Raw genomic sequence first — 14,244 nt, 5'->3', positions numbered from 1 at the left:
ACCGTCGCCGTACCGCCGCCCCGGCTCATGTCGCCGGCGGGAACCCGTCTATCGTGGCGTTCATGCACTCCGTGGCGATTCTGCTGCTCGACCGGGTCATACCGTTCGACATGGCGGCCCCCATGCAGACCTTCGACTGGACGCAGCTGCCCGACGGCCGGCCCGCCTACCGGGTGCGCCCGTGCGCGGAGACACCCGAGGTGGTGGCGGACGGCGGGCTGGTCCTGCGCGTCGACCGCGGGCTGGAGGCCCTGGTGGACGCCGACACGATCATCGTCCCGGGTTGCGCCGAGGGTGCCGCGCCGCTCTCCCCCGCCGTCCGCGCGGCGCTGCGCCGGGCGGCCGAGGCGGGCACCCGGATCGCCTCGGTGTGCGTGGGCGCTTTCGTCCTGGCGGAGGCCGGGTTGCTGGACGGACTGCGCGCCACCACACACTGGGTGGCCGCGGACCAGCTGGCCCGTGGCTTTCCGCGCGTCGAGGTGAAGCCCGACGTGCTCTACGTAGACAACGGGCAGATCCTCACCTCGGCCGGCGCCGCCGCCGCACTGGACATGTGCCTGCACATGATCCGCCGGGACCTCGGCTCGGCCGTGGCCGCGAACACGGCCCGAATGTCCGTCATGCCGCTGGAACGGGAGGGCGGGCAGGCCCAGTTCATCGTGCACCAGTACCCGCCCGTGCCCCGCGGGTCGGCCCTGGAACCGCTTCTGGAGTGGCTCGAGGACAATCTGGCGCACGAGGTCACCCTCGGGGCGATGGCGGCGCGCGCCGGGATGAGCGAGCGCACCTTCGGCCGCCGGTTCCGTGAGCAGACGGGCACCACGCCGGTGCAGTGGCTGCTGCGGGCGCGGGTGCGACGGGCACAGTACCTGCTGGAGAACAGCGACTACACCGTCGAACGGATCGCCCAGCAGTCGGGGTTCGGCTCGCCCACGGCGTTCCGCGAGCGGTTCCGCAAGGTGGTGGGCACCACACCGTATGCGTATCGGTCGGCGTTCCACGGGCGACGGCCCGTCGCGAGCAACGGCTCGTAGCCGGAGACCTGCCTGCTTCGGCGAAGCGGCGAAACACAGCCCGGGAGCCGTCACCCGACCAACGACCGGCCGCTCTCCTCGTCCGCGCCCGTGGTCCGGATGTCCGCCGCGGTCCGCTCCACGGTGAGCAGCGCGTCCGCGCGGGCGACGGCCTCGCGGATGCCGACCGTTCCCGTCATCACGCAGAGCGTGTACGTGATGTCCTCCAACTCGCGCGCCGCGACGGGCGAGTACCGCTCCGCCTGCGCGATCCGCAGCGTCGCGTAACGCGTCAGCAACTGTCTGACCCTCTTGGGATCCGGTACCAGCACGAAAGCGCCTCTCTCTGGTCTCTGAGTGTGACGGGCGCCTACCCGGACCACACCGAAACATTCACCCCATTTGCTCAACTGGTCGGAATCGGCGAGGAACCCGGCACCCCGCCGCCCCGGCCGGTATGACACGCTCGAGCCCGACAGGGGGCCGGGCACCACCGGCCGGCGGCGGACACACGGCACGGGAGAAGCGACGGCATGCGTATCGGACTGCTCGGCACCGGCCCCTGGGCACAGGCGGCACACGCCCCCGCGCTGAGCGGGCACCAGGACCTCGACTTCACCGGCGTGTGGGGCCGCCGCCTCGACGCCGCCGAGGAACTGGCCGACCGGTACGGAACGCGCGCGTACGACGACGTCGACGCGCTGATCGCCGACGTGGACGCCGTCGCCGTGGCCCTGCCCCCGGACGTGCAGGCCGACCTCGCGGTCCGTGCGGCGCGAGCGGGACGCCATCTGCTGCTCGACAAGCCGCTCGCCCCGACGGTGGCGCAGGGGCGGGCGGTGGCGGAGGCGGTCGAGGAGGCGCGGGTCGCCTCCGTGGTCTTCTTCACCACCCGCTTCCAGCCCGAACCGGCGGCGTGGATCAGTGAACAGGCCGGCGTGGGCAGTTGGTTCACCGCGCGGGCGGAGTGGCTCGGGTCGGTTTTCACCTCCGGCGACAGCCCGTTCGCGGCCTCGCCCTGGCGGCGGGAGAAGGGCGCGCTGTGGGACGTCGGCCCGCACGCCCTGTCCGTACTGCTGCCCCTGCTCGGCGACGCCCGGCGGGTGTCGGCGGCGGCGCGCGGCCCCGGCGACACCGTCCATCTCGTACTGGAGCACACGAGCGACGCTTCGAGCACCGTCACCCTGAGCCTGACCGCACCCCCGGCCGCCGCCGGCGCCACCGTGGAGCTCCGCGGCAAGTCAGGCGTGACCGTCCTGCCGAAGACGGCCCACGGGGCGGTCCCCGCCCTCGGACGGGCCGTCGACGCGCTCCTCACCGCCGCGGACACCGGCAGGCCGCACCCCTGCGACGCCTCGTTCGCGCTCCGCGTCACCGAGATCCTGGCCACCGCGGAGACCCTGCTCGACAGCGGAACGGCCCAACCCGGCCGCTGATGCCCCCGGCTTGAACGACGCTTAAGAAGCGCTTAAGCAATCGTGGGGTTCTCATACGCCGTTCAAGTAACCGCTGGTCGGGGCGGATCCAGGGACAAGTCGGACCCGTTGGCGGGGGTCGTTCCGGTCCGTACCATCAAGGCCGTGCGTCGGCGCCGACGCACGGCCTGAGAGCGCTCTCACCCCCCTGGAGCGCTCCACGCCCCAAGGTCCCAGGCCGGGTCGACGCCGTCCAGAACCCCCACGATCACCTCAGGAGACCCCCACATGACTCCCCGTCACCAGCGCTCCCTCGGCCGCCGGAAGGTCCTCTTCGCTCTCGGTGGGGCAGCCGTGGCCGCGCCCGCCGTCGCCGCGTTCGCCCCCCACGCCCTCGCGAAGACGCCTGCCGACACGAAGGCCGCCGCGGGCCCCCTCCCGCTGACGATCGTCAACAACAGCGGTTCCTTCGACAACGCGAGCGTGCGCCTCTACATCGTGGGCAACCAGGGCGGCCGTCAGGTACGGGTAACCCCCGACGGCACCCTGGCTCCGATCTCTCTGTCGGACAACGGCGCCGACGGCTTCACCGACTACGCGATCAGCCTGGCCGGCAGCGGCGAGACCAAGCTGTCCCTGCCGTACATGTCCGGCCGTGTCTACGTGGCCCTCGGTGCGAAGCTCAAGTTCAAGGCCGTCACGGACGGCAACGGCGACGCGGCGCTGCAGTACCCGGCGGGCTGGGTCACCTCGGACCCCAACTACGGTGTGCTGCACGACTGTGCCGAGTTCACCTACAACTCCGCGGGCATGTTCTGCAACACCACGATGGTCGACATGTTCAGCGTGCCGCTCGGCATCCGGCTCACCGGCTCCGAGGACCAGACCACGGGCGCCTTCCGCGAGGGGGGCCGCCGCGCCGTCTTCAGCGCCCTCAGGCAGGTGGAGGCGTTCTCGCGGCTCGTCGTGGACGACACCCGGATCATCGCGCCGGGACACGGACTGGATTCGGGGCTGTTCGCCGAGGACTATCTCGCCCCGTACATCGACGAGGTGTGGAGCACCTACACCGGCCGGGACCTGAAGGTCACCACCGACGCCGGCACCTTCACCGGCCGGGTGCGCGGCGACCGGTTCACCTTCGGCGGGCCCGCCCAGGTCTCCTTCGGCAAGCCGTCCACACGGGACGTGCTCTTCTGCGACGGAGCGCTCGCCGCCCCCAACGACGGTACGACCGGCCCGGTCGCCGCCGTGCTCGGCGCCGGCTTCAACCGCTCGACGCTGCTCGGCCACCCCGACCAGCCGACCACCGACGCCTCGGCCTTCTACCGGACCGAGCTCACCAACCACTACTCCAAGGCCGTGCACACGGCCACGGAGGACGGAAAGGCCTACGGCTTCGCCTTCGACGACGTCGCCGATTTCGCCTCCTACATCCAGGACACGGCCCCCACCGGCCTGCGCCTGACGCTGTCGCCCTTCTAGACGCCTCGGAGCAGCCCGGGCGGCGGTCTTCGCGGTGTTTTCCGCGGGCCGGGAAAGGTACTCCTGCACGTGAGGAGCGGCCCTTCGAGGCGGTGCCCCGCGTGCTCCGGATGCACGGCGGGCCCCCGCGTTGAATGGTGATATCGGACCCGATGACCGCACCGGGGCCGCTACAACGTCCGGACCCGAGGAGCCAGAAGATGTCGACGTCACAGCCCGAGGGGTCCAGGCCGTCCGAGGACCGCACCACCCCGGACGGCCTGCTCCACGCCCGTACCGGCACCGACGTGTCGCCGGAGGACCTCGTCCTTGCCTCCGGCAAGGATCTCACCCCGCAGAATCTCGAATGGGCCAAGCGCAAACTGGCGGAGGAGGGACCCGCCGCACTGGACAAGCTGCTTCCCTGAACCCCGGGACCGGCTCCGTCATGCCCGTCCTGATCGGCCAGGACGGAGCAGGCCGGGCCCGATCGGGCCGGGGCGGATCAGACCGGGGCAGGTCCTGTCCCGGCTCTGTCCCCGATCCCCGTCCCGGCCCTCCGGCAACGCCGTTTCGTCCTCCACGACGTGCACGGCGGCCTCTTCCGCGCCGGCGGCCCCCGCGTCGATGCCGATGTCCTCGGCGACGCTCTCCTTCGTGCTGTCGGCACGGACGCCCTCGTCCGGGGCGACCAGGCGTCCGGCGCGCTCGGTGCCGGCCTCCGGGTCGACCGGTTCGCCCTCGCCCCCGGGGAGGTCGCCCACGTCGTCCCCGCCGGGCGCGGACGTGTCGGGCACTTCCTGGGCCAGCCGTTCGTCCAGGGTCTCGCCCTCGTGCTGTTCGGCGGCCGTGGTGCCGTGCCGGGTCACGCCGAGCGGCTTCTCCGGCGGGGAGTAGCCCTCGTCCAGGATGTCGTCATAGGTCCGTTCGTCGACGGCGTCCTGCCGGTCGAGGGGCGCGGCGTCCTCCTGCTCCTCGTTGCCTCCGGTGGGCTGGTACACGTCGTCCGCCATCGGATCGGTACCCATGGTTTCCTCCCTGTCACGCTGTGCCGACTCGTTCCTCTCAGGTGTTGATCCGCGTTTCCCGTTGTGCGCCGCCCACACCCCGATTCGGCGTGCGGGTCCCTGCCGCGTCCCCGGGGGTCCGGGCGTCAGCCGGAGGCGTCCTGCCGGGGTGCCGGGGCGATGCGGACCTCGAGGTCGCTGATCCGGTGGACCGGCCAGGGCCGCGCGTAGTCGGGCGGGACACCGCCGGGGCCGGTGAGCGCGGCCACGGGGACGCGGTCGGCGGTGCGCAGGATCTCCGACACCGTGATGTTCTCGTTGCTCCCGCTGGTCTCGCCTGAGGAGCAGCCGGTGTAGTAGCCGACGGGGACGGCCTCGTGGCCGGTGATCAGACAGGGCGGGCGGACGCCGAGCCGGTGCAGTTCGCCGGCGGCGCGGGTCCAGTCACGGCGGCTTTCGGCGTTGCGGTCGACGGTGTGCACCAGGACGGCCAGCTGTACCGCCAGATGGCCGGTCAGGGCGAGCGCGACCAGTGCCGCCGCGACCGGCCGCCGGCTCCCTCCCGGGCGCCGCTTTCCGGCCGGTTTTCCGGCCAGGTGCCACAGTCCGTCGGCGACGGGAATCGCGAGCAGGGCGTAGGCGGGCTGGAGGAAGCGGGGTGCCGCGTACCCGATCATGAACAGGTACGGGAGGGCGGCCGTGGTGGCGCAGGCCAGCGGCATCACGGTACGCAGGACACGCCGCGCCCGTACGGCGACGACCACTCCGACGGCGGCGAGCAGGGGCAGGGCGAACCACCAGAGGGTGATCACCGGGTGGGGCATCGGCCCGGTGCAGGGACGGCACAGGCCGCGTCCGCCCAGGCTGCGCAGCTGGTCGTCGACGGCCATGTGCCAGCCGAGCCCGCCCTGGACACGGGAGGCCTCGGCCAGCCGCTTCCCCAGGCCGCCGTATCCCGCGTAGGCCTCGGCCACCCATTCGACCGCACCCACCGCGAGACCCGCCGCCGACGCGAGCAGAAGCCGCCAGTGACGGCCGGCCAGGGCGAGGACGAACAGGGGGACCGTCACCCAGACGGCGTCGGTGGGCCGCATCCACGCCATCAGCGCGGCCCCCGCCACGACGCCCCACAGCGCGCCGCGCGCCGAGCGGTCGGCGCGGTACCGCAGGAAGGAGCCGACCGTGATCAGGGCGCCGATCGCGACCCAGTGGTTGGGCATGGCCTGAGGGCCGTAGAAGAGGGTCACCCACAGGGAGGCGTAGAAGGCTCCGGCGGTGACCAGGACGCGGGTGGGGAACAGACCGCGCCAGGCGCGCAGCGCCAGGTACAGGGCGAGGCCGGACAGCAGGGCGAGGTGGACGCGCAGCAGGACGGTGGACGAGGACCAGGACGCGACGGGCGCCACCAGGAGCGAGACGCCGCGGGAGCGCGGGGCGCTGAAGAAGGCGGCCGGGCGGTGGGACGTGACCTGGCTGACGTAGACGACCTCGTCCCAGCCGAGTCCCAGGTCCGGTCGGACGAGGACGAGTTGGGCGAGGGTGAAGACGGCGGCCAGGGCCACGAGCGGTGCGGTGCCGGCGGCCGGACGGGGCACGCCCGGGGACGTGTGTGCGCGTCGCCGTCCTCCGGTGAGGAGGAGACCGCTTCCGTCGGCCATCGTCCGCCCCTCGCGTCCCTTGCTCCCCTTGCGTCCCTTGCTCCGGCGAGACGCCGGCATACGAACCGCGCAAACAAGGACAAATTAACCCACAAGGGGCAGGCGGATGGAGCGGAGTACGGCCGTTCGCCTCATCCCGTCCGTGGGGGCCGCCGCTCCCCCGGTTCCCCGAGGAGCTCCTCGAGGTCCGTCACGACCCGGTCGGCGCCGTGGGCGTACAGCGCGTCCGGCCGTCCGACGCGGTCCACGCCGACCACGTATCCGAAGTGACCGGCGCGGCCCGCATCCATGCCGGCCAGCGCGTCCTCGAACACGGCGGCCCGGCCGGGAGGCACGCCGAGGTCCCGGGCCGCGGCGAGGAAGGTGTCGGGGCGCGGCTTGCCCGGGAGGCCGCGTTCGGCGGCGACCACGCCGTCGACGCGGACGTCGAAGAGGTGCTCGGCACCGACGGCGCGCAGCACGTCGAGGCAGTTGGCGCTGGCGGAGACGACAGCGGTGCGCAGTCGGCGAGCGCGGGCCGCCTCGATGTAACGCAGGGTGCCGCCGTAGGCGTCGACACCGCCGGTGCGGACCCGCTCCAGGAGCAGCTCGTTCTTGCGGTTGCCGAGCCCGTGCACGGTCGGGGCGCCGGGCGGGTCCCCGGGTTCCCCCTCGGGCAGTTCGATGGCGCGGGAGGCGAGGAAGGTGCGTACGCCGTCGGCACGCGGACGGCCGTCGACGTACTTGGCGTAGTCACCGGCGCCGGCGTCGAAGGGCCGGAAGCCGGCGCCGTCCCGCTCGCGCAGGAAGGCGTCGAACATCTCCTTCCAGGCCGCCGCGTGGACGACGGCCGTCCTGGTGATGACGCCGTCGAGGTCGAAGAGGCAGGCCAGGATGTTCTCGGGCAGACCCAGATCCGTCATACCGGACACCTTCCCCGCTCGGCGGCGAACACGGGGAGCGCGGGTGACACACTCGTCCGCGTGACACCGACCTTCGACGATCTCCTCAGCCGCGCCCGCGCCCTCACCGGGGTCGGCCGACGCGCGGTGCTCGGCATCGCCGGCAGCCCTGGCTCCGGCAAGTCCACGCTCGCCGGGCACTTGGTGCGGGAGTTGAACGGCACCGGGGAGCCGTGGGTCGCGCACGTCCCCATGGACGGCTTCCACCTCGCCGACGCCGAACTGGACCGGCTCGGCCGCCGGGACCGCAAGGGCGCCCCGGACACCTTCGACGCCGCCGGGTACGCGGAGCTGCTGCGACGCCTGCGCGAGGAGGCGTACGACGACGTCGTGTACGCGCCCGGCTTCGAACGGGTGCTGGAGCAGCCGATCGCGGGGGCCGTGCCGGTGCCGCCGACGGCCCGGCTGGTGGTCACGGAGGGGAACTACCTGCTGCTGGACACCGGCGCCTGGGCCCGGGTCCGGCCGCAGCTCGACGAGGTGTGGTTCTGCGAGCTGGACGAGGAGGAGCGGCTGCACCGGCTGGTGGCCCGCCACGAGGAGTTCGGCAAGCTCCATGACGAGGCGGTGGCCTGGACCCTTCGCTCGGACCAGCCCAATGCCGAACTCGTCGCCCCGACCCGGCACCGCGCCGACCTCGTGGTGCCGGCGGCCGCGGTGCCGCGCGTGGGCACCGCGGCATGAGTGCGCTGCCGCCCTGACCGGCTCGGGCCGTCCACCGAGTCACTCCCGGTGGACACGGCACGGCCCGGTGATCCATGCTCCGGTCCATGATCCGAACCGCCACCGAGCACGACGTCCCCGAGATCCGTGCGATGATCCACGAACTCGCCGCCTACGAGAAGGCCACCGAGCAGTCCCGCGCCACCGAGGAGCAGCTGCGCGAGGCGCTGTTCGGCGCGCACCCCGCCGCGTCCGTCCTGATCGCCGAGGACGACGCCGATGGCCGGATCGTGGGCTTCGCCCTGTGGTTCCCGCGTTTCTCCACCTGGACCGGCACCCGGGGGATGCATCTGGAGGACCTCTTCGTACGCCCGCACACCCGGGGCGCCGGGCACGGCAAGGCACTGCTGGCCGCCCTCGCGGCGATCTGCCGGGAGAACGGTTTCGAGCGCTTCGAGTGGGTGGTGCTGGACTGGAACGAGCCGGCGATCGGCTTCTACCGGTCACTCGGGGCGGAGTTCCTGAACAACTGGACGGTGTGCCGGCTGAGCGGCGCCCCGCTGGCGGACCTCGCCGCTCACGCGCCGGTCCTCGTGGGGCGCGCTGACTGACACTCGACGGGCACGCCCCGGGCCTGCCCGAAGGAGCGGCGCGCCTCACCGGCCACTCGGCACCCGGCCGGGGTGCGGCGGTGCGAGAGTGGGGCGGTATGAGCCGTCTTCCGGTGGGGCGCGGGCAGCAGCGGGCGTCGCCCGGCGGGGGTGAGCGGGGCTTCGTGCCCGCGGTGGCGGCCGTGGTCGGCTCGGCGCGCTCGCGCTGTGGACCGCCGGAACCGTCGTGGTGGTGGCGGTGCGGGGGTTGCGGCCTGCGGCGCCTTACCTGACGGCGGCCCTCGGCTGTGCTGCTGACCGCCGCCATGTACGGCAGCCGGGACTTCGGCACGCGGTACGCCCTGTTCCTGCCGATGTTCCTCGCGGTGGCGGCGGGGTGCGTGCTCGTCCTGCGGTGGCGGTGGGCGCCGGTGGTCACCGCGGTGCTGGTGGCGTTCCTTGCGGCCGGCTCGCTGCGGGCGTATCCGTACTGTCTGCCGTACTCCAACGAGGCCTTCGGCGGCCCGGCGAAGACCCGGCTGCGGCTGCACGACTCCAATGTGGGCTGGGGCCAGGACCTCGGCCGACTCGCCGGCCGACTGCGCGAGCGGTACCGGGGTGAGCGGATCTGGCTGGTGTACAAGGGCAGCGGGGTGCCGTCGTACCACGGCGTCCGCGCCGCCGATCCGCTGCGGGTGCCACCGGGCCGGGTGCACGGGGTGCTCGCCGTGTCGGACTCGGCGGCGGCCAAGGCGACCGGCGGGTTGGCCGAGTTGATCGACAGCAGCCGCCCGGTCGACGACGTCGGCCACTCCATCACCCTCTACCGGCGGTGACGCGGGCCCGTGCGCACACCGGTCACCCGGCAGCCCTCGGTATCGCTCGGTATCGCTCGGTATCGCTCAAGCCTGGTCGCCACCGCCGGCACCCCGTCCTGCCGGCCCGGCACGCCCAGATCCAGGTCGAGCACGAGATCCGGGCGGCACGCACCGCCCTGCAGACCGCACGGGCCGATCTGCCCCGGCTGGGCCTGCACGAGGGGGTCATCGAGCACACGATCAAGCTGTACGCGGCCGAGGTCATGCAGTTGCAGCACATCGCGCGCAGCGTGCGCGCGGTCACCCGGGCCCTGCTGGAATCGGGCCGCTGACCACGACGGAACGTGCGGGGCCGGCGCCCTGCGTCACCCCGTACGGGACTCCAGCGCGAGGCGGGTGTCGTCTCCGTAGACGCCGGTCTCGTCGCCCTGGATGCCGTACCAGAGCTGGAAACGGGCGACGGCCGCCGTCAGGATGGCGTCGTAGCGGCCGCTGGTGGCGCCGTCGCGGTAGACGTCCGGGATGCGCAGGAGTCTTTCCTGGAGTTCGGTCACCTCGGGCCCGACATCGCCCTCGCTGAGGAATCCGGGTCCCGTCGGGGCCGGTTCGGGCGGCGTGGCGGGCGCGCTCGCCGAAGGGCTCGCGGAGGAGCTGACGCCGGAAGCGGCACGGTCGTCGGCGTCGTGGCCCAGAGGGCTCAGAACGCCGAGAGCGCCGAGAAGCAGGACAGCGCCGCCGAACCCGAGCACCGCCGCCGCGGCCACGGCGACCGCCACAGCGGCACGCCGCACCGCCGGCCCGGGTGCGGGGCTCCGCGCAGGGCCGTGCACCGGGCCGGAGGCGGGTGCCGGTGGCCGACCGGCCGGCTCGGGGGCGACGGGCGGGAGTTCCTGTGTCTCGTCCTCCGCACCGGTCTGCGGCCGGGGCAGGGTGACGGACTCGTAGTCTCCCCCGTCACCCAACCTCTCCCGTTCCTCCCGTTCGAACTCCCGGAACATCTCCGCGAGCGCGTCCGTGCGGCGGGGGCGCAGGACGCGGACGGGTTCCAGGGGCGGGCCGTCGTGCGGCTGCCCTGGGTCGGACGGCGTCGGCATACCGCTCTCCTTCCGTTCCGCGCGAGGGCGGAGCCGCCCACGGGGAGGGATACGGGAGGCAAGCGGCGGAGGTTCAGCCCGCGGCGCGCAGAAAGCGGTGCAGGGAGGCCGTCACGGCGGACACGAACGTCTCCCGGGACGCCTCGTCCAGAGCGTCGAGAGACAGGTACGGGTTGAGGTCCTCCAGCTCGACCAGCAGCAGTTCACCGTCCGGGGCACGGCAGGCGTCGACCCGCTGGATGCCGTGGTCGAGGGCGTTCCATTCGACGAACCGCCGGGCGAACTCCAGGTCGCCAGGGGTGGCCCGGTACGGCTCCAACTGCCAGCGCCGGTCGGTGCGCGGGGAGTACAGGGCGTACTGGAAGTCGTGGTCGACGAAGTAGAAGGAGACCTCGTAGGCGAAGTCGATGTGCGGCTGCACCAGGACATTGCCGTCGACCAGGTCGCCCACGGCGTCCCGGCCGACGATGCGCAGCCCCATGGAGTCGGCGCCGAGCCGGGGTTTGACCACGTACCGGTCCGCCGCGGGCAGCCGGTCGAGGTCCTCCGTCCGGTCGACGGTGGGGATCACCGGGCGGCCTGCGGCGCTCAGTTCGAGCAGGTACCGCTTGCCGGCCATGTCACCCCGCCCGGTGAGCGGGTTGTAGACCGGCGTGCCGGTCTCCGTGGCCCGTTCACGGAAGGCCCGGTAGGCGTCCTGGTACGACAGCACGGGACCGCTGTTGCGGACCACGACGGCGTCGAAGCCGTCCAGCAGTGCGGCGGCGTCCCGCGGGTGGCACAGCGCCAGGTCGAAGTCCTCGCGCAGCCGGGAGGTGAGGAAGACGTCCTCGTCGCCGTAGCGGCGCCCACGGGCCGGGTAGGCCAGGTCGGTGACGTACAGGAGACGGGGGCGGGATCGAAGGTGGGGACGCGCGGGTGCCATGCGGGGCTCCTCGGGGACGACGGCGCCCTGATCATATGAACGGCACCCGCTCCTGGGTACGGCGCCGGGGCACACCGGGCACGTCCACATGCAGAGACTGTGGTACTGAGTGCCTTTACGGGCGGCACTGAGTGCCATACTCTGTGGTCGTGCGCGGTGCTGCGGCAGACCGGCACGAGCGTGCCGGGCGACCGCGCACGCGGGATTTCCGGCCGAGTGCAGGGAGTTGACCAGCGTGTATCACCACTCAGGAAACGTGGCTCAGCAGGCAGCCGGCTCCGCGACGGATCTGCTCGAACCCCAGAGCGGTACCTCCGCCTCCATCGAGGCCATGACCTTCCAGCGGTGCACCTGGTGCGGTACCGCCGTGTACCAACGGCTGCTGTGCCCCGTCTGCCAGGGCAGCGACCTGCGCACGGAGCGCAGCACGGGCGTCGGAATGGTCCGCCACTCCACGGTGGTGCACCGCAACACGCCGGCGGCCCGGAACGTGTCCCTGGTCGAGATGGCCGAGGGCTTCGTCGTGCGCGGCCGGGTCATGGGCCCGCCCATCGGCATCCACGGCGGCGACCGGGTACGGCTGTCCACGGCCAAGGACCCCGTACGGGGCGAACCGGTCTTCCAGTTGGTCGACGAGCCCTACCGGGCCTGGACCTGACGCCTCACCGGGCACCGTTCAAAACCGCTCAGGCAGTCGGGGTGATGCGGATTCCGACGGTGCCGTCCCGGCCCCGGCGCAGGCGGCTGCCGAGCAGCGTCAGCCGCCCCGTCAGACCGTACTTGCGGGCGATCAGCTCGCGATAGCGGGCGGTGGTGGCCCGATCACAGATCTCCGCGGTGGCCGGGAGCTGGTCGCCGGTCGGGGTGCCCCGTATGTCGCAGGGGCCGACCAGGACGTCGGCGCGGGCGCGGACGCGCTTCACCTTCCAGGAGTCGGCGACGGTCCAGACCCCGAGCGCCTCCCCGTCCCGCACCACCCATACCGGGGTGGCCACCGGCGTTCCGTTGCGCCGGTAGCTGGTGACCAACAGGTACTTTCCCGCTCCGAGCCGCTCCCACGACGTGTCGCCCATACCCGGCAGTCTAGAACCTGCCCACGCCCTCCCGCCCGCCCAGGGCCTGGCCGGCGGCATGTGCTCGGCCGACGCAGCCGCATATTTTCGGATCACGGCGGCGGTGAACACGGCGGGGCCCGCGCGCGTATGGAGAGAGGGCGCTCGACTCAGGGGAGGCCCCGCGGTGTTCGCACCGCGCTGTTCTGGTTCGGGAGTCATGCATGAGGCACGCACGACGACGGGTCGTCCGGCGAGTGACACGGCTGGCAGCCGTCGGCGGACTCCTCCTCGGAGGAACGATGGTGACCCGTGCCGTCGCGAGTGAGCCACCGGAGCCGGACACGGTTCCCTACGCCGCCGAGGAGGCCACCGGCCCCGGCTCCGAACTCGTCTCCCGGCTCGGCGCCTCCCGCACCGCGGGCAGCTGGCTCGACGCCGAGGGGCGGACGGTCGTCGCGGTCACCGACGAGAAGGCGGCGGCCGAGGTACGGAAGGCCGGCGCCGACCCGAAGATGGTGCGCCACAGCATGCGCGACCTGAAGTCGGCCACGCGGACTCTGCGTTCGGCACCGCGCGTACCCGGAACGGCCTGGTCCATGGACTACCGGTCCAACGAGGTGGTGGTCCGCGGCGACAGCACGGTGTCCGCGGACGACTGGTCCGAGCTGACCCGGGTCGCGAAGGGGGTGGGCGGATTCGTCCGCATGGAGCGCACCGAGGGCACCTTCACCACCCGGCTCAACGGGGCGGTGCCCATCCTGTCGACCGCCGGGCGCTGTTCCGCGGGCTTCAACGTGACTGACGGCAAGCGTGACTTCATCCTCACGGCGGGACACTGCGGACCCGACGGATCCGTCTGGTTCGCCGACGACCAGGGCAGGCAGAAGGTCGGGATCACGGTCGGCGGCAGCTTCCCCGGCGACGACTACTCCCTGATCGAGTACGACGGCGGCCGGGCGGGCGAGGGCGCGGGTGTGGTGGCGATCGGTGACGGACGGGGCGTACGGATCACAGGGGTGGGAGATCCCGAGGTCGGCCAGCGGATCTTCCGCAGCGGCAGCACCAGCGGGCTGCGCGACGGGGAGGTGACCGCGCTCAACGCGACGGTGAACTACCCGGAGGGCACGGTCAGCGGGCTCATCGAGACCAATGTGTGCGCCGAGCCCGGTGACAGCGGCGGTCCGATGTTCTCCGAGGGCATCGCGCTCGGTGTGACCTCGGGCGGCAGCGGCGACTGTCGGCAGGCGGGCGGTACGACGTTCTTCCAGCCGGTCACGAAGGCGTTGTCGCAGCTCAAGGTGAATCTCATCGTGGCCCCGAAGGCCGGCGACGGCTCGGACACGGCGGCTCCGCCGGCGACGCAGGGCGCGGTGGCGCCGGACGCCGCGTCACCGGGCTCGTCGGCGACGGAGGACGCCGCGTCGACCGTGCTGTCCCGCCTGGCCGACCCCCGTGCGGTCGGCCCCGGCACGCTGGTCATCGGGGGCAGTCTGGCGGCGCTGGTGGCAACCCGCTGGATCCGCACGGAGCAGGACCGCAAGGCGTACCGGCGTCATTACTCGGCGACGTGGGGCTAGGCCCCGTTCGGGAGGAGCGTGGGC

The 14,244-nt window shown here is 72.7% G+C and carries 15 protein-coding genes and 2 pseudogenes; 10 read left to right on the top strand and 7 right to left on the bottom strand.

Features of this window, described 5'->3' with window-relative positions:
- Positions 1-62: 62 nt before the first annotated feature.
- Positions 63-1,034: a GlxA family transcriptional regulator gene (locus AC6F7H_RS31750; protein WP_500761226.1), complete on the top strand. Its 972-nt coding sequence runs from the start codon at positions 63-65 to the stop codon at positions 1,032-1,034.
- Between the two features lie 50 nt (positions 1,035-1,084).
- Here AC6F7H_RS31750 and AC6F7H_RS31745 read toward each other — a convergent pair whose 3' ends face one another.
- The gene (locus AC6F7H_RS31745; protein ID WP_500761224.1) at positions 1,085-1,345 is read right to left on the bottom strand and encodes a DUF5133 domain-containing protein; all 261 of its coding nucleotides are present in this window, start codon (positions 1,343-1,345) and stop codon (positions 1,085-1,087) included.
- A gap of 201 nt (positions 1,346-1,546) precedes the next feature.
- Here AC6F7H_RS31745 and AC6F7H_RS31740 point away from each other — a divergent pair, with 201 nt between their 5' ends.
- The 3 genes from AC6F7H_RS31740 to AC6F7H_RS31730 all read left to right on the top strand — a co-directional run bounded on the left by AC6F7H_RS31740 (position 1,547) and on the right by AC6F7H_RS31730 (position 4,320).
- On the top strand, positions 1,547-2,449 hold the full coding sequence (locus tag AC6F7H_RS31740; protein ID WP_500761222.1) for a Gfo/Idh/MocA family protein: 903 nt from the start codon (positions 1,547-1,549) through the stop codon (positions 2,447-2,449).
- Positions 2,450-2,716: 267 nt separating this feature from the next.
- The gene (locus AC6F7H_RS31735) at positions 2,717-3,913 is read left to right on the top strand and encodes a glycoside hydrolase family 64 protein (RefSeq protein ID WP_500761220.1); all 1,197 of its coding nucleotides are present in this window, start codon (positions 2,717-2,719) and stop codon (positions 3,911-3,913) included.
- Between the two features lie 200 nt (positions 3,914-4,113).
- Positions 4,114-4,320 (top strand): hypothetical protein, encoded by a 207-nt coding sequence (locus AC6F7H_RS31730; protein ID WP_500761218.1) that lies wholly within the window; start codon positions 4,114-4,116, stop codon positions 4,318-4,320.
- Positions 4,321-4,449: 129 nt separating this feature from the next.
- On the opposite strand, the pseudogene AC6F7H_RS31725 reads toward AC6F7H_RS31730, so the two are convergent.
- The 3 genes and pseudogenes from AC6F7H_RS31725 to AC6F7H_RS31715 all read right to left on the bottom strand — a co-directional run.
- Positions 4,450-4,920 (bottom strand): annotated as a pseudogene (locus tag AC6F7H_RS31725) (DUF5709 domain-containing protein); the annotation flags it as partial.
- A 125-nt stretch (positions 4,921-5,045) separates the two neighbouring features.
- The gene (locus AC6F7H_RS31720) at positions 5,046-6,557 is read right to left on the bottom strand and encodes a hypothetical protein (protein ID WP_500761216.1); all 1,512 of its coding nucleotides are present in this window, start codon (positions 6,555-6,557) and stop codon (positions 5,046-5,048) included.
- Positions 6,558-6,688: 131 nt separating this feature from the next.
- Entirely contained in the window at positions 6,689-7,459 is a 771-nt protein-coding gene (locus AC6F7H_RS31715) for an HAD-IA family hydrolase (RefSeq protein ID WP_500761214.1), read from the bottom strand.
- Between the two features lie 60 nt (positions 7,460-7,519).
- Between AC6F7H_RS31715 and AC6F7H_RS31710 the strand changes: the two genes are divergently transcribed.
- The 4 genes and pseudogenes from AC6F7H_RS31710 (at position 7,520) to AC6F7H_RS31695 (ending at position 9,901) form a co-directional block, all read left to right on the top strand.
- Positions 7,520-8,182 carry a nucleoside/nucleotide kinase family protein gene (locus tag AC6F7H_RS31710; protein WP_500761212.1) on the top strand — a complete coding sequence of 221 codons (663 nt, stop codon included), beginning with the start codon at positions 7,520-7,522 and terminating at the stop codon, positions 8,180-8,182.
- An 86-nt stretch (positions 8,183-8,268) separates the two neighbouring features.
- Complete coding sequence (locus AC6F7H_RS31705; RefSeq protein ID WP_500761210.1) at positions 8,269-8,772, top strand: GNAT family N-acetyltransferase; 504 nt, start codon at positions 8,269-8,271, stop codon at positions 8,770-8,772.
- Between the two features lie 190 nt (positions 8,773-8,962).
- Positions 8,963-9,587, top strand: a pseudogene (locus AC6F7H_RS31700) (phospholipid carrier-dependent glycosyltransferase); the annotation flags it as partial.
- Between the two features lie 41 nt (positions 9,588-9,628).
- Entirely contained in the window at positions 9,629-9,901 is a 273-nt protein-coding gene (locus tag AC6F7H_RS31695) for a hypothetical protein (protein WP_500762167.1), read from the top strand.
- A 33-nt stretch (positions 9,902-9,934) separates the two neighbouring features.
- Here AC6F7H_RS31695 and AC6F7H_RS31690 read toward each other — a convergent pair whose 3' ends face one another.
- Positions 9,935-10,663: a peptidoglycan-binding domain-containing protein gene (locus tag AC6F7H_RS31690; protein WP_500761208.1), complete on the bottom strand. Its 729-nt coding sequence runs from the start codon at positions 10,661-10,663 to the stop codon at positions 9,935-9,937.
- Positions 10,664-10,736: 73 nt separating this feature from the next.
- Positions 10,737-11,588: an ATP-grasp domain-containing protein gene (locus tag AC6F7H_RS31685; protein ID WP_500761206.1), complete on the bottom strand. Its 852-nt coding sequence runs from the start codon at positions 11,586-11,588 to the stop codon at positions 10,737-10,739.
- Positions 11,589-11,823: 235 nt separating this feature from the next.
- Between AC6F7H_RS31685 and AC6F7H_RS31680 the strand changes: the two genes are divergently transcribed.
- Positions 11,824-12,246 carry a Zn-ribbon domain-containing OB-fold protein gene (locus AC6F7H_RS31680; protein ID WP_500761204.1) on the top strand — a complete coding sequence of 141 codons (423 nt, stop codon included), beginning with the start codon at positions 11,824-11,826 and terminating at the stop codon, positions 12,244-12,246.
- A gap of 28 nt (positions 12,247-12,274) precedes the next feature.
- Here the strand turns inward: AC6F7H_RS31680 and AC6F7H_RS31675 are convergent, their stop codons facing one another.
- A complete protein-coding gene (locus AC6F7H_RS31675) occupies positions 12,275-12,661 on the bottom strand; it encodes a PPOX class F420-dependent oxidoreductase (RefSeq protein WP_363038439.1) in 387 nt (128 codons plus the stop codon).
- A gap of 203 nt (positions 12,662-12,864) precedes the next feature.
- Between AC6F7H_RS31675 and AC6F7H_RS31670 the strand changes: the two genes are divergently transcribed.
- Positions 12,865-14,220, top strand: a complete 1,356-nt coding sequence (locus AC6F7H_RS31670) for a S1 family peptidase (protein WP_500761201.1) — start codon at positions 12,865-12,867, stop codon at positions 14,218-14,220.
- Positions 14,221-14,244: the final 24 nt, after the last annotated feature.

This window comes from Streptomyces sp. MMS24-W38 (assembly GCF_059889265.1).
The sequence above is the reverse complement of the archived record's forward strand: the minus strand, read 5'-3'. Positions and strand labels throughout refer to the sequence as shown.

Bases quoted from the DNA above. Each gene is read 5' to 3' on its own strand.
- AC6F7H_RS31715 (WP_500761214.1), bottom strand. From the start codon at position 7,459: ATGACGGATCTGGGTCTGCCCGAGAACATCCTGGCCTGCCTCTTCGAC.
- AC6F7H_RS31730 (WP_500761218.1), top strand. From the start codon at position 4,114: ATGTCGACGTCACAGCCCGAGGGGTCCAGGCCGTCCGAGGACCGCACC.
- AC6F7H_RS31720 (WP_500761216.1), bottom strand. From the start codon at position 6,557: ATGGCCGACGGAAGCGGTCTCCTCCTCACCGGAGGACGGCGACGCGCA.
- AC6F7H_RS31735 (WP_500761220.1), top strand. From the start codon at position 2,717: ATGACTCCCCGTCACCAGCGCTCCCTCGGCCGCCGGAAGGTCCTCTTC.
- AC6F7H_RS31675 (WP_363038439.1), bottom strand. From the start codon at position 12,661: ATGGGCGACACGTCGTGGGAGCGGCTCGGAGCGGGAAAGTACCTGTTG.
- AC6F7H_RS31670 (WP_500761201.1), top strand. From the start codon at position 12,865: ATGAGGCACGCACGACGACGGGTCGTCCGGCGAGTGACACGGCTGGCA.
- AC6F7H_RS31740 (WP_500761222.1), top strand. From the start codon at position 1,547: ATGCGTATCGGACTGCTCGGCACCGGCCCCTGGGCACAGGCGGCACAC.
- AC6F7H_RS31690 (WP_500761208.1), bottom strand. From the start codon at position 10,663: ATGCCGACGCCGTCCGACCCAGGGCAGCCGCACGACGGCCCGCCCCTG.
- AC6F7H_RS31750 (WP_500761226.1), top strand. From the start codon at position 63: ATGCACTCCGTGGCGATTCTGCTGCTCGACCGGGTCATACCGTTCGAC.
- AC6F7H_RS31685 (WP_500761206.1), bottom strand. From the start codon at position 11,588: ATGGCACCCGCGCGTCCCCACCTTCGATCCCGCCCCCGTCTCCTGTAC.
- AC6F7H_RS31705 (WP_500761210.1), top strand. From the start codon at position 8,269: ATGATCCGAACCGCCACCGAGCACGACGTCCCCGAGATCCGTGCGATG.